Here is a 24,135-nt window from a genome sequence, read left to right as displayed (position 1 = left end):
CATCAGAGTATGAACACAGCAGACCTCGGACTTCCGGTCACCGTACCGTCGACTGCGCTCTTCACCGACCAGTACGAACTGACCATGTTGCAGGCCGCACTGCACTCCGGCACCGCCGACCGCCGCTCGGTCTTCGAGGTCTTCACCCGCCGGCTGCCCACCGGTCGGCGCTACGGGGTGGTGGCGGGTACCGGCCGGGTGCTGGACGCCGTGGAGAACTTCCGCTTCGACGAGGGCGTGCTGGGCTTCCTCCGGGAACAGCGGGTGGTGGACGAGCGGACCCTGGAGTGGCTGGCCGGCTACCGCTTCCGCGGGGACATCTGGGGCTATCCGGAGGGCGAGGTGTACTTCCCCGGCTCACCCGTCCTGCGGGTGGAGGGGAGCTTCGCGGAGGCGGTGCTGCTGGAGACGGTGGTGCTGTCGATCCTCAACCACGACTCCGCCGTCGCGGCGGCCGCCTCCCGGATGGCGGTGGCCGCCGGGGACCGCCCCCTGGTGGAGATGGGCGCCCGGCGCACCCACGAACTCGCCGCGGTGGCCGCCTCCCGGGCGGCGTACATCGGCGGCTTCTCCTCGACCTCCGACCTGGCCGCGGGCTTCCGGTACGGCATCCCGACCGTGGGCACCAGCGCCCACGCCTTCACCCTGCTGCACGACAGCGAGCGGGACGCCTTCCGGGCCCAGGTCGAGTCGCTCGGCAGGGGCACGACGCTACTGGTGGACACCTACGACGTGGACGAGGCGGTCCGGCTGGCCGTCGAGATCGCCGGTCCCGAGCTGGGCTCGGTCCGGATCGACTCCGGAGACCTGCTCCTGATCGCCCACCGGGTCCGGCGGCAGTTGGACGAACTGGGGGCGACCAGCGCCAGGATCGTGGTGACCAGCGACCTCGACGAGTACGCGATCGCCTCTCTGGCCGCCTCCCCCGCCGACTCCTACGGGGTCGGCACCCAGCTGGTCACCGGCAGTGGCCACCCCACCTGCTCCATGGTGTACAAACTGGTCGCACGCGCGGAGTCGGGAGCGCCGGACGCACCGCTGCGCGCGGTGGCCAAGAAGTCGATGGGCTCCAAGACCTCGATCGGCGGCCGGAAGTGGGCCGCGCGCCGACTGGACGCGGCCGGGGTTGCGGAGGCCGAGGTCATCGGCGTCGGCCCGGTCCCCGGGGAGCTGGCCGACCGGCAGCTGCTGACGGAGCTGGTGAAGGACGGTGAGGTGCTGGTGCGCGAACCCCTGGAAGCGGCTCGCGACCGGCACAAGGCCGCGCTTGCGGGCCTGCCGCTGTCGGCGATGCAGCTGTCGCGGGGCGAGCCGGTCATTCCAACGGAGTACGTGTGAACTCCGCCGTGGCGCCGGGGCTCACCGGTCGGGGACCCGGTCGACGCCGTGGCGGCCGGCGGCGCACCCCTCCCGCGCGGGCTCTCGATTCTCTACCCTCGGGTCTGGGAAGGTTCCCAGGCCTTTCGGACGGGGCTGAGCCCCGCCGCACATCCAGCCGAAGGGCGGCACCATGCACCGGGCACTGATCGTCGTAGACGTGCAGAACGACTTCTGCGAGGGGGGAAGCCTGGCCGTGGCGGGCGGCGCCGACGTCGCCGCGGCCATCACCGATCTGGTCGGCCAGTCGACCGCCGGCTACCGGCACGTGGTCGCCACCCGGGACCACCACGTCGATCCGGGCGACCACTTCTCCGAACAGCCGGACTACCAGACCTCCTGGCCGGCGCACTGCGTCGCGGGCACCGAGGGCAGCGGCTTCCATCCGAACTTCACCCCCGCCATCGCCTCCGGCGCGATCGACACGGTCTTCGACAAGGGCGCCTACAGCTCCGGGTACAGCGGGTTCGAGGGCACGGACGAGAACGGCACCGCGCTCGGGGACTGGCTGCGGGAGCGCGAGGTGACCGAGGTCGACGTGGTGGGCATCGCCACCGACCACTGCGTACGGGCCACCGCGCTGGACGCCGCCCGGCAGGGGTTCACCACCCGGGTGCTGCTCGACCTGACGGCGGCCGTCGCCGAGGAGACGACCGCCCTGGCGGTTGAGGAGCTGCACGCCGCCGGCGTGGCCCTGAGCGGCAAGCCGGTCATCGGCTGAGCCGGCGTCCCCCGGCGGTGAGCGGCCCGCCGGCGGCGGGCTCGGGGCGTACCGCGGACCAGCCCGCGGAGCGCTGCCGGGGCGGAGTGCCGCCCGGCCCGACGGCGGGCTCGGCAGCCTGGTCGGTGCCGAGCAGCGCCGGAGCGGCGATGTCCTCGAGGGTCCAGCGGACCTCCGGTGCGGCCGGTCGCAGCAGGCTGGATATCGGCTGCCAGCACTCCGCCGGCCCGCTGGGGACGGAGCGCCAGACGATCCCGTCGGGGTGGTGGAGCACCGCGGTGACCTCGTCGGGGGTCGGCGGGTCCGCGTTGCCTCGGAGGAAGACCGAGCACCACCCGAGGTTCCGCACCCGGGTCAGCGCCCGCGCCCGGTTCAGGGCGTGGACCAGCACCCGCACTCGCGGCCCGGGGCCGCCCGCTGCCGCCCGGCCTCCGGGGCGGGGAAGCGACAGTGCGACCACCACGGCGCCGCTGGGCAGCTTGACGAATCCTCCACCGGCCATCTCTTCTCCACTCCCCCCGCCCGAGCCACGTGTCGACAAAACCTTCTGACTGCATCTAAACCCCTCCGTCGGCCGACCGCCAGAGGCTCTTCTGCGGATCAAGCTCTGACCTGCGGAAACAATGCCGAAATCGGCATCCCGGCCACCACGGCCGGTCAGCTGCGGCGCGCTGACGCCGAGCTGGCGGCCGCTTCCGAGGAGTGACCGCCAGGAGATCCGGGTCACTGCCGGCGGGTCCCGCCGGCCTCCGCGGAGGGGCGACGAGGCGGCCCCGTGTGGATCGGGCAGCCGGCGGTGTCCGGTGCCGGAACGGGCCGGACGTGACGACGCCCCGCCCCGGTGTGGCCGGGGCGGGGCGCTCGGTCACCGGAACCGGTGGCCGATCCGTCCGAGCAGTCGGTCAGCGCCGGCTGGAGGGGCCGACCTTCACGGTCATCGTGACACCGCTGCGCGGCTCCTTCACGATCTCGATCCGGGTGTTGGTGTCCGGCACCTTCACACCACCGGTCGGGTTGGACTCGTACCAGTACGTGCCCTTGCGGTCGTCGAAGACCTTCACGCCCTTCTTCGCCTTGACCTTCGTCGGCACCCCGTCCAGGTGGAGGGTGAAGCCGTCCGTGGGCCAGCCGCTGAACGGCGAGTCGTAGGCCTGGAAGCGGTTGCGCATGATGCTTCCGTCCGCCCACTTCTCCGGCTTGGCGTGCGCGTCGATCGGCAGGACCAGCCCCTCACCGGGGTGCACGCCGACCTGGTTGTCGGTGTGCGAGGTGTCCCAGAGCCAGATCGCCAGCCCGTTCTGGTAGGGGTAGTGCTCCACCCAGTTGGGACGGGTGGAGGTGAAGCCGAAGTTGTACGGACCGGTCTTCAGCGTCTTGTCGTAGGAGACGTACTGGCGGTTCTCCGCGATGTAGTACTGCGGGTAGTCCTTGGTGTAGGACTCGCCGATGCGCGAGAAGCCGTTGGCCGTCCAGCCGTTGTCGTCGCCCTCGGCGCCGTCGGTGAAGACCGCCTCGCCGTCCGCGACGACCGAGATGGCGTCCGCCGCGAAGCCCTTGAGCGCCAGTCCGCCGTCCGTCTGGTAGCGGAAGCGGATGTCGATCTTCTGCCCGGCGTAGTCGTCCAGCGGGAAGACCAGGTCCCGGTAGCTCTCCGAGGAACCGGTCAGGCCGGGCTTGTCGCCGCCGTCACGCGGAATGGCCTGTCCGTCGGCCGTGCCGTCCAGCACGGTCCAGTTGGCGCCGCCGTCCGTCGTCGCCTCGGCGTAGAGGAAGTCGTAGTCCTCCTCGATCTCCCACCAGCCCCGCAGTTCCAGTGAGGCCGACGAGGCGTCGGTGAGGTCCACGGAGCGGGTCAGGGTGTTCTTGAGGTTGTTGCCCATGTCGCTCCACCACTGCTTCTCGCCCTCCGCGGGCTTCACGATGGTGGTGGTCTTGGACTTCGCCGGGAGTTCGACGACCAGGGCCTGCTTGTCCTTGGTGTTGTACTCCGCGACCCCCAGCTTGTGGGTCGACTTCTTGCCCGCCTTGGCGGTGTCGTAGTTGAGCCAGCCCAGTTGCAGCTTGTCCCAGGCGCTCATGTCGTTCGGCAGGTCGCCGATCTCGTTCTTGCCGGTGCCCATCCAGGAGCCGGAGGCCATCAGAGACCAGAAGGCCACCGACGACTCGCCCAGTCCGCTGGTGTCGTAGAGGTCCGGGAGACCGAGGTCGTGGCCGTACTCGTGGGCGAAGACGCCGAGACCGCCGTTCTCCGGCTGCATGGTGTAGTCGCCGACCCAGATCCCGGTGTCACCGATCTCCGAACCACCGGCCTTGTTGTCAGCCGGGCCGGTCTTGTCCGCGTCCGTTCCGTAGGCGTACCAGCGGTGGGCCCAGATGGCGTCACCGCCCTGGACACCGCCGCCCGCGGACTCGTCCTCGCCCGCGTGCACGATCTGGAAGTGGTCGATGTAGCCGTCCGGCTCGTTGAAGTCGCCGTCGTCGTCGTAGTCGTAGCGGTCCCACTGGTCGTACTCGGCCAGCTCCGCCCGGATCTCCTCGGTGCTCTGGCCGGCGGCCTTCCGGTCGGCGACCCACTGGTTGACGCCGTCGCGGATCAGGTCCCAGACGTTGTCGCAGATGGAGTCGCCGCAGTAGTTCGAACCGTAACGGGCCTCGTTGTACTCGACCTTGACCCAGTCCGAGACCTCGCCCTCGACCGAGTAGCGGCCGGAGGACTGCTTCTCGTAGTACTTCTTGAGGGACTCCTTGCCCTTCTCCTCGGAGAAGTACAGGTCCTGGTAGTGCTCCTGGTTGTAGTCAGCCTGCCAGGCCGTGCTGTTGTCCTCGCGGCGGTCGGGCTCGGCGATCTCGTTGTGCCGCGGGCCGGGGTCGCCACCGTATTTCACGATGGGCTCCTCCGGGCCCTCCGGCCCGTCCGGGTCGTACATCGTCGTGTCGTCGACCTTGTCGCCGAACTCGACGAGAATGGTGAAGATCTTGTCGGTCTTCTCCCGGCCGAGCTCGACGTACCGGCCCTTGCCGAGCTTGACGACCTGTGAGTTCCCTCGCTTCTCGGCCTTCTTCTTGCCCGCCAGGACATCCTGGAGCGCTTCCTTGCGCTCCGCCTCCTGGCGGTCGCTGAAGGGGCCCTTGAGGTCGTGTTCGGTGTCGACCTTGGCCGGCGCCGGGTCTCGGCGCTCCAAACCGGTGGTGGCTTCGCCGCCGTTGGACGGCGCGGCGGCTGCGGGCAGAGCTATCGCTCCGATCGCAGCGACGGCCGTGGCCAGGGCTGCGGATCTGTATGCCCTCCGATGGCTCATTCTCACTTCGCGCTTGTCCCTCCGGAGTTGCCAGTGCTGCTATTCAGGGGGGCATTGCACCTGAGGGACGGCCAAAAAAACAGTCCTTGACCTGAACACGCCAGCATAGTAGGGCAACCCTCCGCGCGGGCAGCAGGAACCGGACAGCTCCGCCATAGCCGGACCGGCGCGTACGCCCGATGGTCACGGAGGACGGCTGACTCCGTGCGCCCCCCGTGCAACGTGGCGTGGCTGAGGTCACGCTTACCGGTGGCCCCGCGGGGCAGACAGCAGCGTAGAGTCTCCGCGGCGCGCCTGGAGTCGTGCCGTTCACGGCCCGAAGGCCAACCAGACCCCCATCAGACGTCCCAAGGACGGTTTCCGCTATGCCGCGTCCGACTGCCGCACAGCTCGTCTACGGTTCGGCCACCGTCGTCTTCGGTACCGCCGCCCTGTTGCTGCTGACCCAGGCCCGCTCGGGGCTCGGGGTCGCCCTCGCCTCCGTGATCGGACTGGTGCTCGGGATCGTCGTGGCGATCAGGGCTCCGGCCTCCCGCCCCGCGGACCGGTCGGTCCGCCCGGCAGCGCCCCACCGGAGCCTCACCCACGGGGTTTCCGCTCGGCTTTCCGGTTCCGAACCGCTCGCCGCACGCCGCCGGGTGAGGGAGCACTCGCTCAGCCGCTGACGATATGGAAAGGGCGGCGGCCGGAAGACCGGCGCCGCCCTCGCCTCCGCGGCGGTCAGTGCGCCGCCACCACGACGGTCCTGGCCACCTTGTCGTGCAGGCACTGGTGGTAGGGCCGGTCCCAGGTGCACCACAGGACGTTGATGAGCCAGAAGACGAACCCGCAGCACGGCACCAACTGCGGAAGGGCGTAGGTACCGGCCCGGAACCAGCCCGCCTGGCCGGAGGGGATCGACCCGTCGCTCAGCATCGCGACCCGGATCCTCATCAGCTTCTTGCCGACCGTCTGCCCGTAGGTGGTCAGCATCACGGCGTCGTAGACGAAGTACGCCAGGAGCACGATGATCTGCACGATCGTCGACTGCCCGCTGTCCGCGGTGAGGACCCTGTTGTTCTCGATCCCGCCGACGATCAGCGACATGACGAAACCGACCGGGATGCCGATCAGCAGGCTGTCGATGATCCGGGCGAGCAGCCGCCGCCCCCGGTTGGCCAACGGGGGCATCCCGGCCAGCGGGTCCGGCGTGTCGTAGGGTCCTCCGCCGAACGGCTCATGCCCGTGGAAGCCCCCGCCGAACGGATCGTCTGAGCCACCCCCGAACGGCGCGTTCGGCGGTGGTTCCCGGGGCGGCCCCTTGCGGAACGGGTCCTCGTCCTGCGGACCGCCCGCTTCCGGCGGCTGGTCGCTGCTCATGCCGCCAGTCGACCGCGGCGGCCGCGGCGGCGCATCCCGGCCTACGCCGTCCGGGCGGGGACTCCGGGACGCCGGCGGGAGGACCCTCAGCTGCCGACGAAGGTGTGGGCCGCCTTGTCGTGCCAGCACTGCCGCCAAGGCCGGTCGAAGAGGCACCACACCACGTTGACCACGCCCACCGCCAGCAGACCGAGAACGCTGTAGACCAGCCAGCGGCGGAGCGCCTGCCCGAAGGTGGGGGTGCTGTGCGACTCGATGTCCAGCACCCGGAGGCCGCAGAGCCGCTTGCCGAGCGTACGGCCCCACCTGGCGGTGGGAAGCACTTCGTAGACCACCCCGAGGAGCAGCAGCACGCCGACGAGGATCCCGAGGTAGGCCCCGGTGGTTCCGTCGACGAGCCACACGGTCACCGTCTCGCCGCTCAGCTTGGCCGCTTCGATCTTGTCGTCGACGTGACCGACGGCCCGCGTGCCCAGCGGTACGGCGGCCGCCGCCAGCAGCAGGCCGAGGAGCAGCGCGTCGATGACGCGGGCGACGAGGCGTTTGCCGAGGGACGCGGGCCGGGCGGCCGCCTGGTCCTGCGCGGCCTGGAGGAAGGGGTCGCTGACCGGCGGCCGCCAGCCGGTGTGGACTCCGGCCGGCGCGTCGGCCGGCCCCTCCGGCTGCGCCAGTTGCTGCACCTGCTGGGCCCAGGAGGGCTGGGGGCTCGGTGGGGCGGCTCCCGCCGCTCCCTGCCCCGGTGCCGACACCGCAGCAGGCCCCGGGACCCCGTGCGCCTGGCGGGGGTCGGGGATGGCCGGCGGAGTCGGCTGAGCCGGCCGCACCGGAAGGTCCTCGCGCGGGGGCAGCGGGGCCGGGCCTCCCCGGCCGGGCGCGTCGCCTCGCGCCGGTCCGAGGCTTCGGATCGCCATCGTGCCGGGGTCTGCGCCCACCGGCCCCCGGGGGTCCGGTCCTGCCGGCGGAAGAGCCGGCGGTTCACCGTCGCCTCGGCGCTCCGCGGCGCCGGAGCCGGCGCCTGCGGCCGCCTCCCCCGGGCGGAGCGCCCGGATCGCCATGGTGCCGTCGGCCGCCCCGGGGCCGGCACCGCCTTCCGGCCGACCCGCCGCACGGATCGTCAACGTGCCGTCGGTGGCCCCTGGCCCCTCACCGCCTTCCGGCCGACCCGCCGCACGGATCATCATCGTGCCGTCGGTGGCCCCTGGCCCCTCACCGCCTTCCGGACGACCCGCCGCACGGATCATCATCGTGCCGTCGGCCGCCTCCGGGCGCTCACCCTCACCCGGCCGACCCGCCGCACGGATGGTCATGGTGCCGTCGGTCGCCTCGGGGCCGGTGCCCCCGGCCGGCGTGGTGCCCCCCGGGTCCCCGGTGGGCGTCGCAGGGGTCCGCCCGCTCTGCTCGTCCCGGCGGAACGTCACCGTCTGCTTGTCCTGCCCGGCGCCTCCGGAGCCGCTCTCCACCGCGCCCGCTCGGGCCCCGGGGAGCCGTGGATCAGGCACCGGGGCGGAGGAGTCGCCCGCTGCCCCGGGGACACCGCGGCCCGGACCGTCACCGAAGCCCGCCTGGCGGGAGACGTCCGCGCCCCAGGCGGCCGCCGGTTCGGGGCGTGAGCCGTGCAGTCGCTGCGGGTCGTCCCAGGCCATGCTCTGCGGCTCCGGCTGCGGATCCGGGGTGCCGAGCTGCCGCAGGTCGACCTCTCCCCGCTGCCGGAGCTCCGGCAGCGCGCGACCGCCGCCGTCACCGGTGCCCTCTATGGCCGGGTCCTCGTCGAGGAAGACCGGCCCGGTCTCGTCGGTGGGTGCGGGATCGGGCTCCGGGAGCGGGTAGCCGGCCGGGGGAGAGGGCATCTCCTCTCCCGGGCGCGGGGCGGGCCGGCTGGTGCCCGGTACCCAGGCATCGCCGTCCCAGTACCGGATGTAGCCGGGAATGGAGGGGTCGGGGTAGTACCCCGCGCGGGCTGCTTCTTCACCGTTGCCGGAGGAAACCAAGGCCCCCAACTCCCATCGTGAGCACCATGCTTGATCTGTTCCGAGTGTCCGGGTCCGGTCGCGCCCCAGCCCCGCACGTCCACCGGTCGGGAGTCGTGCGCACCCGGGCGGTCGGGTACGTGTCTCCGCCTGTCAAGGAGGACATTAACGAAGAACGCGGTCCGGAGCGGAAGCAGACCGGTAGGAGGACAGCCTTCCCGCTCGGGGACCACGGGATGCGGGGCTTTGGGGCCGGGCGGAGGCCGACGATGGACGCCGCGGGTGAGGAGTTCCCGGAAGTCGCGTAATGACCGGCCCGGAAGGGGCTCTCCATGTGTGCGGGCCGGACAGCCGCCCGCAGGGAGAAGGGACATCACCCATGCACACTGTGGTGGAACGAGAACTGGAGATCGCTCTGGTGCTCTCTCCGGAGCGGAGCATCCCGGTACCGGCCCGGCTGACCTACCGTGCCGAGGACCCTTACGCCGTGCACATCAGCTTCCACATCGACTCCGACGCGGCCGTCAACTGGACCTTCGCGCGGGACCTGCTGGTGGAAGGGGTTTTCCGGCCGTGTGGACAAGGTGATGTCCGGGTCTGGCCGCGGCGCTCCCAGGGCCGCGGAACCGTCTGCATAGCGCTCAGCTCGCCGAACGGCGAGGCGTTGCTGGAAGCGGCCGCGGCGCCGGTGTCGGCGTGGTTGGAGCGCACCCTGCGGATCTGCCCTCCCGGTTCGGAGCACGAGCGGGTGGACGTGGAGGGGGCGCTGCTGGAGCTGACGGCGGTGGCACCGTACGACGAGGGGCGGCCGGGCGAGTCCCGTCCGGTGGACGGGCCGCCGGACGGAGCCGCGTGAGGCGGGTCGAACACCGCCCGGAAGGGGACGGCCGACCGGTGCCGGCGGGGCGCGGCACCGGCCGGCCGTACCGGTACCCCGCTCCCGCCGGGCGCCGGTCCCGCACACGCAGCAGCCGGGACCGCGCCGTCAGAAGAGTTTGCCCGGGTTGAGCAGGCCGAGCGGGTCGAAGGTCCGCTTGATGCCGCGCTGGAGTTCCAGGCTGACCGGCCCCAACTCGCGTGCCAGCCACTCCTTCTTGAGCAGCCCGACCCCGTGTTCACCGGTGATGGTGCCGCCGAGTTCCAGGCCGAGCGCCATGATCTCGTCGAAGGAGGCCCGGGCCCGGGCGGCCTCGTCCTGGTCGCCCGGGTCGAAGCAGACCACCGGGTGGGTGTTGCCGTCTCCGGCATGTGCGCAGACCCCGATGGTCAGGTCGTGCTTCTCCGCGATGGCCGCGGTGCCCTCGAGCAGCGCGGCCAGTTGGGACCGGGGGACGCAGACGTCGTCGATCATGGTCGCCGACTTGAGGACCTCCAGCGCGGGCAGCGCGAGCCGCCGCGCCTGGAGCAGCAGCTCGGACTCCGCGAAGTCCTCGGCGGGGACGACCTCCGTGGCCCCGGCCGCTTTGCACAGCTCACCCACGGCCGCCAGGTCGGCGGCCGGGTCCGGGGTGTCGAAGGCCGCCAGGAGCAGCGCCTCGGTGCTCTCCGGGAGCCCCATCTGCGCCATCTCGTTGACCGCGCGCAGGGTGGTGCGGTCCATCAGTTCCAGCAGCGAGGGGACGTGGCCGCCGGCCATGATCTCCTTCACCGCCGTCCCCGCCGAGGCGACGCTGGGGAACTCCGCGGCGAGTGCGAGCTGCTGGGGAGGCTGCGGCTTGAGCGCGAGTACCGCCCGCACCACGATGCCCAGGCTGCCCTCCGCCCCCACGAAGAGCCGGGTGAGGTCGTAGCCCGCGACGCCCTTGGCCGTGGAGCGTCCGGTGGAGAGCAGCCGGCCGTCGGCGAGGACCACGTCGAGACCGAGCACGTACTCGGCGGTGACGCCGTACTTGACGCAGCACAGGCCGCCGGAGGCGGTTCCGATGTTGCCGCCGATGGTGCACTGCTCCCAGCTGGAGGGGTCCGGCGGGTAGTACAGGCCGTGTTCGGCGACCGCTCGGGAGAGCACCGCGTTGACCACGCCCGGTTCGACGACCGCGATCCGGTCGACCGGGTTGATCTCCAGGATGGCGTCCATCTTGACCAGGGAGAGGACGATGCAGCCGTCCGAGGCGTTGGCGGCTCCGGACAGGCCGGAGCGGGCGCCCTGGGGGACCACCGGCACCCGCAGCTCGGTGGCGGTCCGCATGACGTGTTGCACCTGTTCGACCGTGCGCGGCAGCACGACGACGGCGGGGGTGCCGGCTTCGCAGAAGCTGGCCATGTCGTGGGCGTAACCGGCGGTGACGTCGGGATCGGTGATGACGGCCTCGGCAGGAAGTCCGCCGCGCAGAAGTTCGATCAGCTGCTCCATGGGGCCTAGCCTGGCATCCGACGGCCCCCCCGAGGAAGGGCTCTTCAGCACCGGGACCCGCCACTGAGCAGCCACGGGCGGGGCAGGTCCGGTCACCACCGTCCGGCGCGGCGGGCGCCGGAACGGGAGGGCCCCGGGCCCGGTGGCCGCCGCCACCGAGCCCGGGGCTCGCCGTTCATCCCGTGCCGTCCACGCTCACGACTCGGTGCGCGACGCGGTCAGAGGTTGCCGCGCTTTTCCTGCTCCCGCTCGATCGCCTCGAAGAGGGCCTTGAAGTTCCCCTTGCCGAAGCCCATGGAGCCGTGCCGCTCGATCATCTCGAAGAAGACCGTCGGGCGGTCCTGGACCGGCTTGGTGAAGATCTGCAGCAGGTAGCCGTCCTCGTCCCGGTCGACGAGGATCTTCAGCTCCCGCAGCGTCTCGACCGGCACCCGGGTCTCACCCGCCCACTCGCCAAGGGTGTCGTAGTACGAGTCGGGGGTGTCCAGGAACTGCACCCCGGCGGCGCGCATGGCCCGCACCGAGGCGACGATGTCGTTGGTGGCGAGCGCGATGTGCTGGACGCCCGCGCCGCCGTAGAACTCGAGGTACTCGTCGATCTGCGACTTCTTCTTCGCGACGGCGGGCTCGTTGATCGGGAACTTCACCTTCAGGGTGCCGTCCGCGACCACCTTCGACATGAGCGCGGAGTACTCGGTGGCGATGTCGTCACCGACGAACTCCTTCATGTTGGTGAAGCCCATGACCTTGTTGTAGAAGCCGACCCACTCGTTCATCCGGCCCAGCTCGACGTTGCCCACGCAGTGGTCGATGGCCTGGAAGAAGCGCTTGCCGGGCTCGACGATCGGTTCGGCGGCGACGAACCCCGGCAGGTAGGGGCCGGTGTAGCCGCCGCGCTCGACCAGGGTGTGCCGGGTCTTGCCGTAAGTGGCGATGGCTGCCAGGACGACGGTGCCGTGCTCGTCCTTCAGCTCGTACGGCTCCTCCAGCCCGGTGGCGCCCTGCGCGACGGCGTAGGCGTAGGCGGCACGGGCGTCCGGCACCTCGATCGCGAGGTCCACGACCCCGTCGCCGTGCTCGGCGACGTGGTCGGCGAGGAACCGTCCGTGGTCGGTGGCCGGCTTGATGACGGAGGTGAAGACGAAGCGGGCGCCGCCGGACTCCAGCACGTAGCTGGCGGTCTCCCGGCTGCCGTTCTCCGGACCGGAGTAGGCGACCCGCTTCATACCGAAGGCGGTGGAGTAGTAGTGGGCGGCCTGCTTGGCGTTGCCGACGGCGAAGACGACCGCGTCCATCCCCTTCACCGGGAAGGGGTCTGCCTGCGGTGCGCTGCCCGGGGTCTGATCGAGGGTCTCAGTCATGTCGGAAGGGTCTCGCCGTTCCACAAGGTGCGCAATAGTTGTGAACTTTGCTGTACAACACGTACGGCGGAGACGGGAAAACAGAGGACGTTCTGTACAGGCTGACCACCGGAAGGAGCGGGGCATGGGGATCGACGAACTGGACGGCAGACTGCTGGAGCTGCTCGCCGAGGAGCCGCGGATAGGGGTGTTGGAGGCCTCGCGGCGGCTGGGGGTGGCACGCGGCACCGCGCAGGCCCGACTCGACCGGTTGCGCGCCAACGGGGTGATCCGCGGCTTCGGCCCGGACGTGGACCCGGCGGCGCTGGGCTACCCGGTCACCGCCTTCGCCACCCTGGAGATCAAACAGGGCCAAGGGGCCGATGTCCGCACCCACCTCGCCGGTGTGCCCGAGGTCCTGGAACTGCACACCACGACCGGGCACGGCGACATGCTCTGCCGGCTGGTGGCCCGCTCGAACGCCGACCTTCAACGGGTGATCGACCGGGTTGTGGGTTTTGATGGGATCGTGCGGGCCTCGACGGCGATCGTGATGGAGAACCCCGTCCCCCTGCGGATCATCCCGCTGGTGCGGCAGGCCGCCGAGGACCGCTCTCGAAAGTTCAATGTTTGAGGTGATCGGAACTGGCAAGGAGACGCCCTCGTGAGCTTCTGGGAGTATCTCGGCCATCGCCACCAGCAACTACTGGCGGACGCCTTCCAGCACGCGAGCGCCGTCTTCCAGTGCATGGTGCTCGCCACGCTGCTGGGCGTCCTCATCGCCGTGCTGACCTACCGAAAGGAGTGGGCCGGCAACCTCGCGACCACCACCACGTCGGCGATTTTGACCATCCCCTCCCTCGCCATGATCGGGCTGTTGATCCCGATCGTCGGCCTCGGCGTCGCGCCCACGGTCATCGCGCTGGTGCTCTACGGGCTGCTGCCCATCACCCGGAACGCGATCGTCGGGCTGCGCGGGGTGGACCCGACGCTGACCGACGCGGCCAGCGGCATCGGCATGTCGCGGTTCTCCCGGCTCCTCCGGGTCGAGCTGCCGCTGGCCTGGCCTCCCATTCTCACCGGCATCCGGGTGTCCACCCAGATGCTCATGGGCATCGCCGCCATCGCGGCCTTCGCCTCCGGACCGGGGCTCGGCAACCAGATCTTCCGCGGCATCTCCAGCCTCGGCAGCTCCAACGCGCTGAACGAGGTGCTCTCCGGCACACTCGGAATCGTCATCCTGGCCCTGCTGTTCGACGCCGCCTACGTCCTCATCGGGCGTCTGACCATCTCAAGGGGAATCCGTGCCTGATCCCGAGTCGCCATCCCAGTCCTCCTCGGGGCCAGCCGTCACCGGGGCCACCATCCAGTTGGACAACCTCAGCAAGCGTTACCCCGGGAACGCCCTGCCCGCGGTGGACAGCGTCACCATGGACATCAACGCCGGCGAGGTGGTGGTCCTGGTGGGCCCCTCCGGCTGCGGCAAGAGCACCACCCTGCGCATGATCAACCGGCTGATCGAGCCCTCCTCCGGCCGGATCCGGATCGACGGCGAGGACGTCACCGACATGGACCCGGTGCAGCTGCGCCGGAAGATCGGCTACGCCATCCAGTCCTCCGGGCTGTTCCCCCACATGACGGTGGCGGACAACATCGCGCTGGTGCCCAAGATGATCGGCTGGCCCAAGGCGAAGGTCCGCGCCCGGGTCGAGGAGATGCTCGACCTGGTGGGGCTCGACCCGCGCGAGTTCCACGGCCGCTACCCGCGGCAGCTCTCCGGTGGCCAGCAGCAGCGGGTCGGGGTGGCCCGGGCGCTCGCCGCCGACCCGCCGGTGCTGCTGATGGACGAGCCGTTCGGCGCGGTCGACCCGATCACCCGCGACCACCTCCAGGACGAACTGATCCGGCTCCAGCACGAACTCCACAAGACCATCGTCTTCGTCACCCACGACTTCGACGAGGCCATCAAGCTGGGCGACCGGATCGCGGTGCTGCGCGAGCAGTCGCACATCGCCCAGTTCGACACCCCCGAGGCGATCCTGACCAACCCGGCCGACGACTTCGTCTCCGGATTCGTCGGCGCGGGCGCCGCGCTCAAGCGGCTCAACCTCACCCGGGTGCGGGACGTCGAGATCGCCGACTTCCCGACCGTCACGATCGAGGACCCGCTGCAGACCATATTCAACCGGCTGAAGGCCGGGCCGACCAACGAACTGCTGCTGCTGGACAAGCGCGGTCGTCCCTACAAGTGGCTGCGCCGCGGCGACCTGATGCGTGCCAAGGGCTCGCTGGCCCGGGCCGGCACCCCGGTCGGGGACTACGTCACCCGGAACGCGACGCTGCGCGACGCCCTGGAGGCCGTACTGACCGACAGCGGCGGCCGGGTCGCGGTCACCGGGCGGCGCGGTGAGTTCGTCGGCGTCGTCGACATGGAGACGCTGATGAACTCCGTGCACGAGCTGCTCCAGGCCGACCGGCTGGCCGCTCTGGAACACGAGCACGAGCAGGAGCTGGCCCACGCCTCCGCGGAGCAGGGGCCGGCCTCCTCGGACGGCAGCGGGACGCCGAAGCTGGGAGTGGTCGGGGACCCGTCATGAGCACCGCCATCGACATCGACCGCGAAGACGACGAGGCCGCGGCCGACTTCCGGGCGGAGCAGGACGGCGCGGGGCTCCCCCGCCGACTCCACGCCCGGAACGTGCTGACCGTCCCCGCCGTGCTCTCCGCGATGCTCGCCATCACCTTCCTCTGGCTGCACTCGACGGAGTTGGACTCGATCGCCGAGAACGCGCTCGGCGAAGGGGCGATCACCACCGCGCTGTGGCAGCACATCGAACTCACGGCGATCTCGACCTTCTTCGTTCTGATCATCGCCATCCCGCTGGGGATCGCACTGACCAGGGGCCTGCTGCGGCGGGCCGCCCCGGTGGTGGTGGCGTTCGCCAACATCGGCCAGGCCACTCCGGCGCTGGGCCTGCTGGCCCTGCTGGTCATCTGGCTCGGCATCGGTGAGAAGGCCGCGCTGATCGGCATCATCAGCTACGCGGTGCTGCCCGTCCTGAGCAACACCATCGCGGGGCTGCGGGCCATCGACCCGACGCTGGTGGACGCGGCTCGGGGTATCGGCATGTCGCCGACCCGGGTGCTGACCCGCGTCGAACTCCCGCTCGCCGTACCGCTGATCCTCGCCGGCATCCGCACCGCGCTGGTGCTCAACGTGGGCACCGCCACCCTGGCCACCTTCGGCGGCGGCGGCGGGCTCGGCGACCTGATCGCCGCCGGCATCACGCTGCAGCGGATGCCGGTGCTGGTGGTGGGGTCCGTACTGACCGTGGCGCTGGCGCTGACGGTGGACTGGCTGGCCTCGCTCGCCGAAGTCCTCCTGCGGCCCCGGGGCCTGGAGGAGAAGTGAACATACCCGGCACCTACCGCAGGCGGCTGGCCCGTCCGGGCACCGCCCTGGCCGCACTGGCCGTCTGCGGCTCGATGTTGGCCGGCTGCGGCCTGACCAGCGGAAGCCCGATGGTGGACGCCGTGCAGCCCGGGACGGTCGGGAGGGGGCAACCGCTGAAGGGCGCCAAGCTGACCGTCACCTCCAAGCAGTTCACCGAGCAGATCATCCTCGGGCAGATCATGGGGCTGGCCTTCAAGGCCGCGGGCGCCGAGGTACTGGACCGGACGAACATCCAGGGGTCGATCGGCTCCCGGGAGGCGGTCAGGACCGGTGCCGCGGACGGCGGTTACGAGTACACCGGGACCGGCTGGATCACCTACCTGGGGAGGAGCAAGCCCATCGCCGATCCCCGCAAGCAGTGGGAGGCGGTGCGCGACGCCGACCGGAAGAACGGCGTCGACTGGCTCCCGCCGTCCAAGCTGGACAACACCTACGCCCTGGCGGTCAATCCGAAGTACGCCGAGAAGTACGGCCTGAAGACCGTCTCCGACGTCGGTCGGCTGCTGAAGGAGAACCCGAAGGCGGCCACCCTCTGTGTCGAGAGCGAGTTCGCGGTGCGGGACGACGGTCTGCCCGGGCTGGAGAAGAAGTACGGCTTCAAGTTCCCCTCGCGGAACCTCAAGAAGATGGACAGCGGCATCGTCTACACCCAGGTCTCCCGCGGCCGGGCCTGCACCCTCGGCGAGGTCTTCACCACCGACGGGCGCATTCCGGAGCTGAAGCTCAAGGTGCTGGAGGACGACCGGAAGTTCTTCCCCAACTACAACGCCTCCCCGATGATCAACGCCAAGACGCTGGAGAAGTACCCGCAGATCAGGCAGGTGCTGGCGCCGATCACCGAGAAGCTGACCACGGGGCTGGCCCAGCGGCTCAACGCCAAGGTCGACGTGGAGGGGCAGGACCCGCACGAGGTGGCCAAGGACTGGATGGTGGAGGAAGGCTTCATCAAGGAGGACTGAGCACCGCACCCGGGCCGCCCAGCCTTCCTCGGCCCGGGCCCGCTCGCCCCCGTGCGCCCGGTCGTAGGTCCCCAGGCCGCCTCGGCTCCCTACCGCGGACCGAGGGCACCCCGGAACAGCGGCCCTAGCCTGGGCGCATGGACGCGAAGGATCAGAGCGGGGTACTCGAGGAGGCGCTGGAGCGGCTCCACGCCTCCGGCCCCGAGCGGCTGGGGCGGCTCACCAACCACGCCCCCATGGTGGTCGAGGCGCTGGTCTCCCGGGGCCACTCGGCCGCCGTGCACCGCTGGCTGGACTACTACCAGAGCAAACTCGAGGACTTCCCGGCCCCGGTGGAGCCCGTCACCGACGCCGACTGGCCGCGGGCGCTGGGTGATCTGCGGCGGGCCGGCGACTGGATCGCCTACTTCACCCGGCTGCTCTCCGAGTCCCCCTGGCGGCAGGTCCTGGCCCGGTGGTGGCCGCGGCTGCTCCCCGGGATCTACGGAGGGTCCACCCATCCGGTGATCCGGGTCGGGCACGCGGTGCGGGCGCTCTCCCGGAGCGGGCCGACCGGGCGCCCCGAGGACCTTCCGCAACTCGGCGAACTCGCCCACGGACTCGGCTACTGGGCGGCCCGCCACCGTCCGGTCCCGGGCCTCCGGGAGCAGCCGGGGGCGGCGAGCGCCGCCGAGGCGCTGGACGCCGTCCCCCTGCTCACGCGGGCCCCGTCACCGGACGGCTTCCCGGCCCGTCTGGCGCTGGTCGACCGGCTGCCCGTCTGGTCGGCGCGGGTGACCGACGCGGAGGAGGCTCAGCGCCGGCTGGCCGAGTTGGTGCGCGCCGCCACCCACCGCTACCTCACCCACGGGCACGGGGAGGAGACGATGCTGGTGCACTCCGCGACGGCCCCGAACGCCGTGCTGCGGGTGCTGCCCGCGCTGCCGCGGGATCTGTGGGTGCCGAGCCTGCACGCGGCCTGGACGGCTTCCGCGGCGGTGACGGCGATGTACTCGCCCCCGGAGGGGGTGCCGTACGCACCGGTCGGCCGGCCCACGGCCGAGGAGGTGCTGGAGCGGGCGCTGGAACACGGTGACGAACACGTCATCAAGTTGGCCGACACCGCCCTGGACGTCGGGGACGACCAGGCCCTCGCCGCCGCGCTGCGCGCCGTCGAGCTCAGCGAGCCGGCCTTCTGAAGCCTGTCAGGGCGGTCGGGCGGTCGGCCGGCGTGCTCAGCAGGAGGGGACCCGGCCCCCGGAGTCCAGCGCCTTCAGCGCGGACACCGCGCCCTTCAGCGTGCTGACCGGGATCAGCCGGAGGCCGTGCGGAAGGCTCGCCTGGGCCTCGGCGCACTCCTGTTTCGGCACCAGGAAGACGGTGGCCCCGTCGCGGACGGCGGCCCGGGTCTTCAGCGGCACCCCGCCGACCGCGCCGACCGCGCCGTGCTCGGTGATGGTTCCGGTGCCCGCGATGGTGCGTCCGCCGGTCAGATCGCCGCCGCGCCCGTCCCCGTCGAGCTTGTCGACGATGCCCAGCGCGAACATCAGCCCGGCGCTCGGCCCGCCCACCTGCGCCAGGCTCAGCTTCACCCGCACCGAGCCGGGGGACCGGTGCAGCAGCCGCAACGCGGCCGCCGTGGCCGTGTGCTGCGACTCCCGCATCTCCGCGGCGTTGTGCTTCTCGACCTGCTCCGGCGTCTTGCCGGCGGGGTAGACGGCGTCGTGCGGCAGCACGGCCCGCTCCTCGTCGAACCAGGCGTCGACGACGTCGGTCACGCCCACGTCCGTCTCGGGGGCGGTGGCGGCGATGGTGGTCATCCGCAGTTCCCCGGAGGTCTTCCTGGTCTCGGTACCGGAGACGGTGATCACCTCTTCGCCCCGGTAGTCGCCGAGGACGTCGGCGGTCATCCCCGGCTCGGTGATGGCGAACGGGAGCGGGGCGAGGGCGGCCACGGCGACGAGGGCGACCACCGGGGCGGTGCAGCAGGCGAGGAGCGTGGTGCGGAGGGAGACGGCGCGCATGGCAGGAATCTAGTCGACGCGCCACCCGCCCTCCCCACGGCGGTGGCCGGTCCGGGGCTCCGCCGGACCGGCCGAGCGGGTCAGCACAGCCTCCGTGGGGAACGGGTCAGCACAGCGCGTCGGAGACCTCGCGGGCCGCTTCCACCACCCGGGGGCCGACCCGCTCGGGCACCGATTCGGTCAGCATCACCACGCCGACGCTGCCCTCCAGCCCGGTGACCCCCCTGAGCGGGGCCGCGGCCCCGCTGGCGCCCGCCTCCAGCTCTCCGTGGGTCAGTACGAAGCCGGGGTCGCCGCCCGGTGACTTCCGGGCGGCGAGTATCGCGCGCCCCGCGGCCCCCTTGTCGAGCGGGTGCCGGAAACCAGCCCGGTAGGCGACGTGGTAGTCCGTCCAGGTCGGTTCGACCACCGCGACGGCCAGCGCGTCCGTCCCGTCGACCAGGGTCAGGTGGGCGGTCGCGCCGATGTCCTCGGCCAGCGATCTGAGGGCGGGGAGCGCCGCCTCCCGCACCAGCGGGTGGACCTGCCGGCCCAGGCGCAGAACGCCGAGCCCGACCCGCGCCCGGCCGCCGAGGTCCCGGCGCACCAGGGCGTGCTGCTCGAGGGTGGCCAGCAGCCGGTAGACCACGGTTCTGTTGACGCCGAGCTTGTTGGAGAGCTCGGTCACCGTGAGCCCGTGGTCGGTGTCGGCCAGCAGCTTGAGGACGCGCAGGCCCCGGTCGAGCGTTTGAGACGTCTCCGCGGTCACGACGCCCCTCCCTCGGGTGAGTGCGGCGGCTTCTCATGGCGGCGCGCCTCGCCGACCCTGCGACAGCGCGTGGAACGGTCGGCGGGCTCCTGGCGTGGGTTTCCGCCGCCGCGGCGGACCGCCACGAGGTCTGAGTGACCGGAACGCTACTGACCTGCCCCGCTCAGCGGAAGAGCCCGTCCAGAATCCGGGCACACCCATACGGGTTTGTCCGTTTCGCGCCGACGTCCGTGGCGTGTAGCAGTCGGTCGGTCACCGATCGACGCGCTGGTCGACGGCCTGGTCAACGCATCCGGGTCGCCCACTCCTGGACTTTCTGGATCCGTGCGTTCAGCTGCCCGGCCGTCGCCTCCGCGCTGGGTGGTCCACCGCACACCCTGCGCAGCTCGGTGTGGACCACCCCGTGCGGTTTGCCGCTCTGGTGGACGTACGCGCCGACCAGCGTGTTCAACCGCTTGCGCAGCTCCATCAGCTCCTTGTGGGAGACCACCGGCCGCCGCTCGGCCGGCAGTTCCAGCAGGTCGGCCTCCTCGTCGGGCTTCTTCCGGCTGTGGGCGATCTGCCGGGCCTGCCGCTTGCGGAGCAGCAGCTGCACCTGCTCCGGCTCGAGCAGCCCGGGGATGCCGAGGTAGTCCTGCTCCTCCTCGCTGCCGGGGTGGGCCTGCATGCCGAACTCGGCGCCGTCGTAGAGGACCCGGTCGAAGACGGCGTCGGACTCCAGCGCCTCGAAGGGGAGCATGTCCTGCTCACCGGTGTCCTCGTCCTGCTGCTGTTCCGCCTCCCGCAGCAGCTTTTCCTCCTCGGCGTAGGGGTCCTCCTCCGAATCCTTCCTCGGCCGGTCGAGCACGTGGTCCCGTTCGACCTCCATCTCGCCCGCGAAGCCGAGCAGGTCCGGGATGGTGGGCAGGAAGACGGAGGCGGTCTCGCCACGCCGGCGGGAGCGGACGAAGCGGCCGACGGCCTGGGCGAAGAAGAGCGGCGTGGAGATGGTGGTGGCGTACACGCCGACCGCGAGGCGCGGTACGTCCACCCCCTCGGAGACCATCCGGACGGCCACCATCCAGCGGTCGGCCGGATCCTTGGAACCGCTGAACTCGTCGATCCGCGCGGAGGCGCCGGTGTCGTCGGAGAGCACCAGGGTGGCGGCGGTACCGGTGATGTCCCTGATCAGCTTGGCGTACGCCCGGGCCGAGTCCTGGTCGCTGGCGATCACCAGTCCGCCGGCGTCCGGGATGCCCTTGCGGACCTCGCTGAGGCGCTGGTCGGCGGCGCGCAGCACGTTGGGCATCCAGTCGCCGTGCGGGTCCAGCGCGGTCCGCCAGGCCTGGGACACGGCGTCCTTGGTCATCGGCTCACCGAGTCGCGCGGCGACCTCGTCCCCGGCCTTGGTCCGCCAGCGCATGTTCCCGCTGTAGGAGAGGAAGATGACCGGCCGGACGACTCCGTCGGCGAGCGCGCTGCCGTAGCCGTAGGTGTAGTCGGCACTGGAGCGGCGGATTCCGTCGTTGCCCTCCTCATAGGCCACGAAGGGGATCGGGTTGGTGTCCGAGCGGAACGGCGTACCGGTCAGCGCCAGCCGCCGGGTGGCCGGGTCGAACGCCTCCGAGCAGGCCTCGCCCCAGGACTTGGAGTCGCCGGCGTGGTGGATCTCGTCGAGGATGACCAGGGTCTTGCGCTGCTCGCAGCGGTTGCGGTGGAGCATCGGACGCACCCCGACGCCCGCGTAGGTGACGGCCACCCCGTGGTACTCCCGGCCCAGCGGACCGGCCGAGTACTCGGGGTCGAGCTTGATGCCTATCCGGGCCGCCGCTTCCGCCCACTGCTTCTTCAGATGCTCGGTCGGCGCCACCACCGTGACCTGCTGGACGACGTGGTGGTGTAGCAGCCAGGAGGCCAGCGTCAACGCGAAGGTCGTCTTTCCGGCCCCGGGTGTCGCCACCGCCAGGAAGTCCCGGGGCTGGCTCTGGATGTAGGTGTCCATCGCCGCCTGCTGCCAGGCGCGCAGCTTGTTCGCGGTGCCCCAGGGGGCGCGGCCCGGGAAGGCGGGCGACAGGTGGTGTGACGAGGACGCGGCGGTGGTAGACACGGTCTCCGGTTGGTGCTCTCGGTGTTGTACGTCAGCCCGGCCACCCTATCCGGGGCCTCCCGGGCGGGGTGGCGGGGTGAGCCGGCGCCCGGCCCCGCCCCGCCGGGCTCCCCCGGTCACTGCGCCGGCGGCACCACGGCTGCCTGCGGACGGATCGGCAACCGGTTCACCGGGCGCCCGGTGGCCGCCCGGACCGCCGCGGCCACCGCGGCCGGCGAGGTGACCACCGGTACCGCGCTCGCCGCCTTCGCCCCGAAGGGCGCGACCACGTCCCGTTCCTCGACCAGCTTGACGATGCGGACTTCGGGCGCGTCCAGCGCGGTCGGCAGCGCGTAGCCGGTGAGGTCCGGTTGGCGGACCACACCGCGGGAGGTGCGGAGGTGCTCGGTGAGCGCCGCGCCGACCCCCTGGGTCACCCCGGCCTCGATCCGGGTGGCGAGTTGGCGTGGGTTGAGCACCCGGCCGACGTCCTGTGCCACCGCCATCTCGACCACCCGCACCGATCCCAACTCGATGTCCACGTCGACCACGGCCCGGACGGCGGCGAAGGCCAGTCCGACGAAGGCGTCGCCCTGCCCCGTCTCGTCCAGCGGCTCCGTGGGGTGCGGGCGGCACTGGGCGGTGGCCCACAGCTCCCGTCCGTCCAGGGTCTCCTCGACCGTGGTGCTCAACACCCCGTCATAGGAGGTGATCTTGCCGTCGGCGATGGTCAGCAGCTCGGGCGACATCCCGAACTTGTGCGCCAGCGGTTGGAGGAGCTGGGTGCGGACCATCTTGGCCGCACGCTCCACCGCGCCACCTGACACCCAGGTGTGCCGGCTGTGTGCGGCCGGCCCGGCCGGCGGCTGGTCGGAGTCGACCGAGGCGACGTGCACCTCCTCGATGCCCAGCGTCTCCTGGACGATCTGCCGGGCGAGGGTGGCGAAGCCCTGGCCGGTCTCGACCGCGGCGCAGATGACGGTCGCCGTGCCGGCGTTGACCCGGACGGTGGCGGTCGACACCTCGTCGGCGCCCTCCGCCCCCAGCATGTGCACCATGCCGAGCGCGTAGCCGACCCCGCGGCGCACCGCGCCCGGCTCGCCGGCGCCCTCGGGGCCGCCGGGCAGCAACCAGTCCTGCCTCGGCGTGTCCTTGGGCAGCGGCGGCAGGTCGGCGTCCCGTACGGCCTGGAGGAGTTCGGCGACCGGAGCCGGACAGGTCACGGTCTGCCCCGTGGGCAGCAGGTCGCCGGTCGCCATCACGTTCCGCATCCGCAACTCGACCGGGTCGATGCCGAGTTTCGCGGCGAGCTTGTCCATCTGGCCCTCGTAGGCCGCGCACACCTGCATCGCGCCCTCGCCCCGGACGTGTCCGGAGGGCGGGTTGTTGGTGCGCACCGCCCACCCCTCGACGAAGGTGTGCGGCACCACGTACGGTCCGGCGGCGAAGGCCACGGCGGCGGCGAGCGATTCGCTGGAGGAGTCGGCGTAGGCGCCCGCGTCCAGCAGGATCTGCGCCTCCACCTTCACCAGCCGCCCCTCCGCGTCGGCGTGGTGGCGGTAGCGCAGCAGCGTGGGGTGGCGGTGCGGGTGCGCGAGGAAGGACTCCTCCCGGGTGGCGGCCAGCTTCACCGGGCAGCCGGTGCGCAGCGCCAGCAGTCCGAGGGCCAACTGCACGCCCGGGTCCTCCCGGTCGCCCATGGCGCCCGGCACTCCGGTCACCACCACCTTCACCCGCTCCGATTCCAGGCCGAAGCAGGCGGCGGCGAGGTCGCGGTCGGCGTGCGGGTCGGTGGAGGCGGTGTAGATCTCCACCCCGCCGTCTGGGCGCGGCACCGCGAGCCCGGCCTCGGCGCCGATCGGGGCGGGGTCCTGGCGGCCGATCCGGTACAGGCCGTCGACCACCACCTCGCCGGTGGCCTCCGGGTCGCCGAACCGCAGGGGGATGTGGCGGATGAGGTTGCCGTCCGGGTGCAGCGGCTCGGCTTCGAACGCCTGCTCCGGGTCGGTGACCGGCTCGAGGACCTCGTACTCGACCGCGATCGCCGCCGCGGCGAGCCGGGCGGTGTCGGGGTGGTCGGCGGCCACGGCGGCGATCGGCTCGCCGTGGTGCCGTACCAGGTCCTTGGCGAAGACCGGCCGGTCCGCCACCCGACGGCCCTGGTTCGAGTCGCCCGGCACGTCCTCGGCGGTCACCACGGCGTGGACGCCCGGCATCTCGGTGGCGCCGCCGGTGTCGACGGAGAGGATCCTGGCGTGCGGGTGCGGCGAGCGGAGGACCGCGGCCCACAGCAGGCCCTCGGCCCACAGGTCGGCCGCGTAGGGGAAGGTGCCGGCGGTCTTGGGGAGGGCGTCGGCCGGGGCGAGCGGGGCTCCCAGCCCCTGCGCGGGCTGTTCCGTGCTGCCGGGACCGCTGCCGCCGCCCCCGGCGGGGGTGGCGGCGGTGGCCGCGCCGGGACCGCTCATCTGGCTTCCCTTCCGCTACCGCTGT

19 protein-coding genes and 1 pseudogene are annotated in these 24,135 nt (G+C 71.7%); 10 read left to right on the top strand and 10 right to left on the bottom strand.

Features of this window, described 5'->3' with window-relative positions; all coding sequences use genetic code 11:
• The first annotated feature begins 9 nt into the window (after positions 1–9).
• Together BGP73_RS00330 and BGP73_RS00325 are read left to right on the top strand one after the other, a co-directional pair.
• Positions 10–1,338, top strand: a complete 1,329-nt coding sequence (locus tag BGP73_RS00330; protein ID WP_069811124.1) for a nicotinate phosphoribosyltransferase — start codon at positions 10–12, stop codon at positions 1,336–1,338.
• 172 nt (positions 1,339–1,510) lie between these two features.
• Positions 1,511–2,098: an isochorismatase family protein gene (locus BGP73_RS00325; protein ID WP_069811122.1), complete on the top strand. Its 588-nt coding sequence runs from the start codon at positions 1,511–1,513 to the stop codon at positions 2,096–2,098.
• Between the two features lie 178 nt (positions 2,099–2,276).
• Here BGP73_RS00325 and BGP73_RS00320 read toward each other — a convergent pair.
• A pseudogene (locus BGP73_RS00320) lies at positions 2,277–2,600 on the bottom strand (hypothetical protein); the annotation flags it as partial.
• 400 nt (positions 2,601–3,000) lie between these two features.
• Complete coding sequence (locus tag BGP73_RS00315; RefSeq protein ID WP_069811121.1) at positions 3,001–5,397, bottom strand: immune inhibitor A domain-containing protein; 2,397 nt, start codon at positions 5,395–5,397, stop codon at positions 3,001–3,003.
• Positions 5,398–5,762: 365 nt separating this feature from the next.
• On the opposite strand from BGP73_RS00315, the gene BGP73_RS00310 reads away from it, so the two are divergent.
• The gene (locus tag BGP73_RS00310) at positions 5,763–6,062 is read left to right on the top strand and encodes a hypothetical protein (RefSeq protein ID WP_069811119.1); all 300 of its coding nucleotides are present in this window, start codon (positions 5,763–5,765) and stop codon (positions 6,060–6,062) included.
• Positions 6,063–6,117: 55 nt separating this feature from the next.
• On the opposite strand, the gene BGP73_RS00305 is transcribed toward BGP73_RS00310, so the two are convergent.
• Positions 6,118–6,756 carry an RDD family protein gene (locus BGP73_RS00305; RefSeq protein WP_069811118.1) on the bottom strand — a complete coding sequence of 213 codons (639 nt, stop codon included), beginning with the start codon at positions 6,754–6,756 and terminating at the stop codon, positions 6,118–6,120.
• Positions 6,757–6,842: 86 nt separating this feature from the next.
• Positions 6,843–8,744 carry an RDD family protein gene (locus BGP73_RS00300; RefSeq protein ID WP_069811116.1) on the bottom strand — a complete coding sequence of 634 codons (1,902 nt, stop codon included), beginning with the start codon at positions 8,742–8,744 and terminating at the stop codon, positions 6,843–6,845.
• A gap of 358 nt (positions 8,745–9,102) precedes the next feature.
• On the opposite strand from BGP73_RS00300, the gene BGP73_RS00290 reads away from it, so the two are divergent.
• On the top strand, positions 9,103–9,579 hold the full coding sequence (locus tag BGP73_RS00290; protein WP_069811112.1) for an SsgA family sporulation/cell division regulator: 477 nt from the start codon (positions 9,103–9,105) through the stop codon (positions 9,577–9,579).
• Between the two features lie 129 nt (positions 9,580–9,708).
• Here BGP73_RS00290 and BGP73_RS00285 read toward each other — a convergent pair whose 3' ends face one another.
• Both BGP73_RS00285 and hppD read right to left on the bottom strand, forming a co-directional pair.
• The gene (locus BGP73_RS00285) at positions 9,709–11,076 is read right to left on the bottom strand and encodes an FAD-binding oxidoreductase (RefSeq protein ID WP_069811111.1); all 1,368 of its coding nucleotides are present in this window, start codon (positions 11,074–11,076) and stop codon (positions 9,709–9,711) included.
• A 218-nt stretch (positions 11,077–11,294) separates the two neighbouring features.
• Positions 11,295–12,437 carry a 4-hydroxyphenylpyruvate dioxygenase gene (hppD, locus tag BGP73_RS00280; RefSeq protein ID WP_069811109.1) on the bottom strand — a complete coding sequence of 381 codons (1,143 nt, stop codon included), beginning with the start codon at positions 12,435–12,437 and terminating at the stop codon, positions 11,295–11,297.
• Positions 12,438–12,561: 124 nt separating this feature from the next.
• On the opposite strand from hppD, the gene BGP73_RS00275 reads away from it, so the two are divergent.
• The 6 genes from BGP73_RS00275 to BGP73_RS00250 all read left to right on the top strand — a co-directional run bounded on the left by BGP73_RS00275 (position 12,562) and on the right by BGP73_RS00250 (position 18,007).
• Positions 12,562–13,050 carry an Lrp/AsnC family transcriptional regulator gene (locus tag BGP73_RS00275; RefSeq protein WP_069811107.1) on the top strand — a complete coding sequence of 163 codons (489 nt, stop codon included), beginning with the start codon at positions 12,562–12,564 and terminating at the stop codon, positions 13,048–13,050.
• 30 nt (positions 13,051–13,080) lie between these two features.
• Positions 13,081–13,728, top strand: coding sequence for an ABC transporter permease (locus BGP73_RS00270; RefSeq protein ID WP_069811105.1), 648 nt, complete (start codon positions 13,081–13,083; stop codon positions 13,726–13,728).
• Entirely contained in the window at positions 13,721–15,013 is a 1,293-nt protein-coding gene (locus tag BGP73_RS00265) for a betaine/proline/choline family ABC transporter ATP-binding protein (RefSeq protein ID WP_069811103.1), read from the top strand. The genes BGP73_RS00270 and BGP73_RS00265 overlap by 8 nt, the downstream gene beginning before the upstream one ends.
• Positions 15,010–15,828: an ABC transporter permease gene (locus tag BGP73_RS00260; RefSeq protein WP_069811101.1), complete on the top strand. Its 819-nt coding sequence runs from the start codon at positions 15,010–15,012 to the stop codon at positions 15,826–15,828. Before BGP73_RS00265 ends, BGP73_RS00260 begins: the two co-directional genes overlap by 4 nt.
• A 74-nt stretch (positions 15,829–15,902) precedes the next feature.
• Positions 15,903–16,829, top strand: coding sequence for a glycine betaine ABC transporter substrate-binding protein (locus BGP73_RS00255; protein WP_069812014.1), 927 nt, complete (start codon positions 15,903–15,905; stop codon positions 16,827–16,829).
• 137 nt (positions 16,830–16,966) lie between these two features.
• The gene (locus tag BGP73_RS00250; RefSeq protein ID WP_069811100.1) at positions 16,967–18,007 is read left to right on the top strand and encodes a questin oxidase family protein; all 1,041 of its coding nucleotides are present in this window, start codon (positions 16,967–16,969) and stop codon (positions 18,005–18,007) included.
• Positions 18,008–18,043: 36 nt separating this feature from the next.
• Here the strand turns inward: BGP73_RS00250 and BGP73_RS00245 are convergent, their stop codons facing one another.
• From BGP73_RS00245 to BGP73_RS00230, 4 genes are all read right to left on the bottom strand, one after another.
• Positions 18,044–18,832 (bottom strand): S16 family serine protease, encoded by a 789-nt coding sequence (locus tag BGP73_RS00245; protein WP_069811098.1) that lies wholly within the window; start codon positions 18,830–18,832, stop codon positions 18,044–18,046.
• A gap of 106 nt (positions 18,833–18,938) precedes the next feature.
• Entirely contained in the window at positions 18,939–19,580 is a 642-nt protein-coding gene (locus BGP73_RS00240) for an IclR family transcriptional regulator (protein ID WP_069811096.1), read from the bottom strand.
• A 283-nt stretch (positions 19,581–19,863) separates the two neighbouring features.
• Entirely contained in the window at positions 19,864–21,666 is a 1,803-nt protein-coding gene (locus BGP73_RS00235) for a DEAD/DEAH box helicase (RefSeq protein WP_069811094.1), read from the bottom strand.
• Between the two features lie 116 nt (positions 21,667–21,782).
• A complete protein-coding gene (locus BGP73_RS00230; protein ID WP_069811092.1) occupies positions 21,783–24,110 on the bottom strand; it encodes a xanthine dehydrogenase family protein molybdopterin-binding subunit in 2,328 nt (775 codons plus the stop codon).
• Positions 24,111–24,135: the final 25 nt, after the last annotated feature.

Source organism: Streptomyces sp. TP-A0874 (assembly GCF_001748085.1).
Lineage (GTDB): Bacteria > Actinomycetota > Actinomycetes > Streptomycetales > Streptomycetaceae > Streptomyces.
Note: the sequence above shows the minus strand (reverse complement) of the source record. Positions and strands in the feature narration are given on the sequence as shown.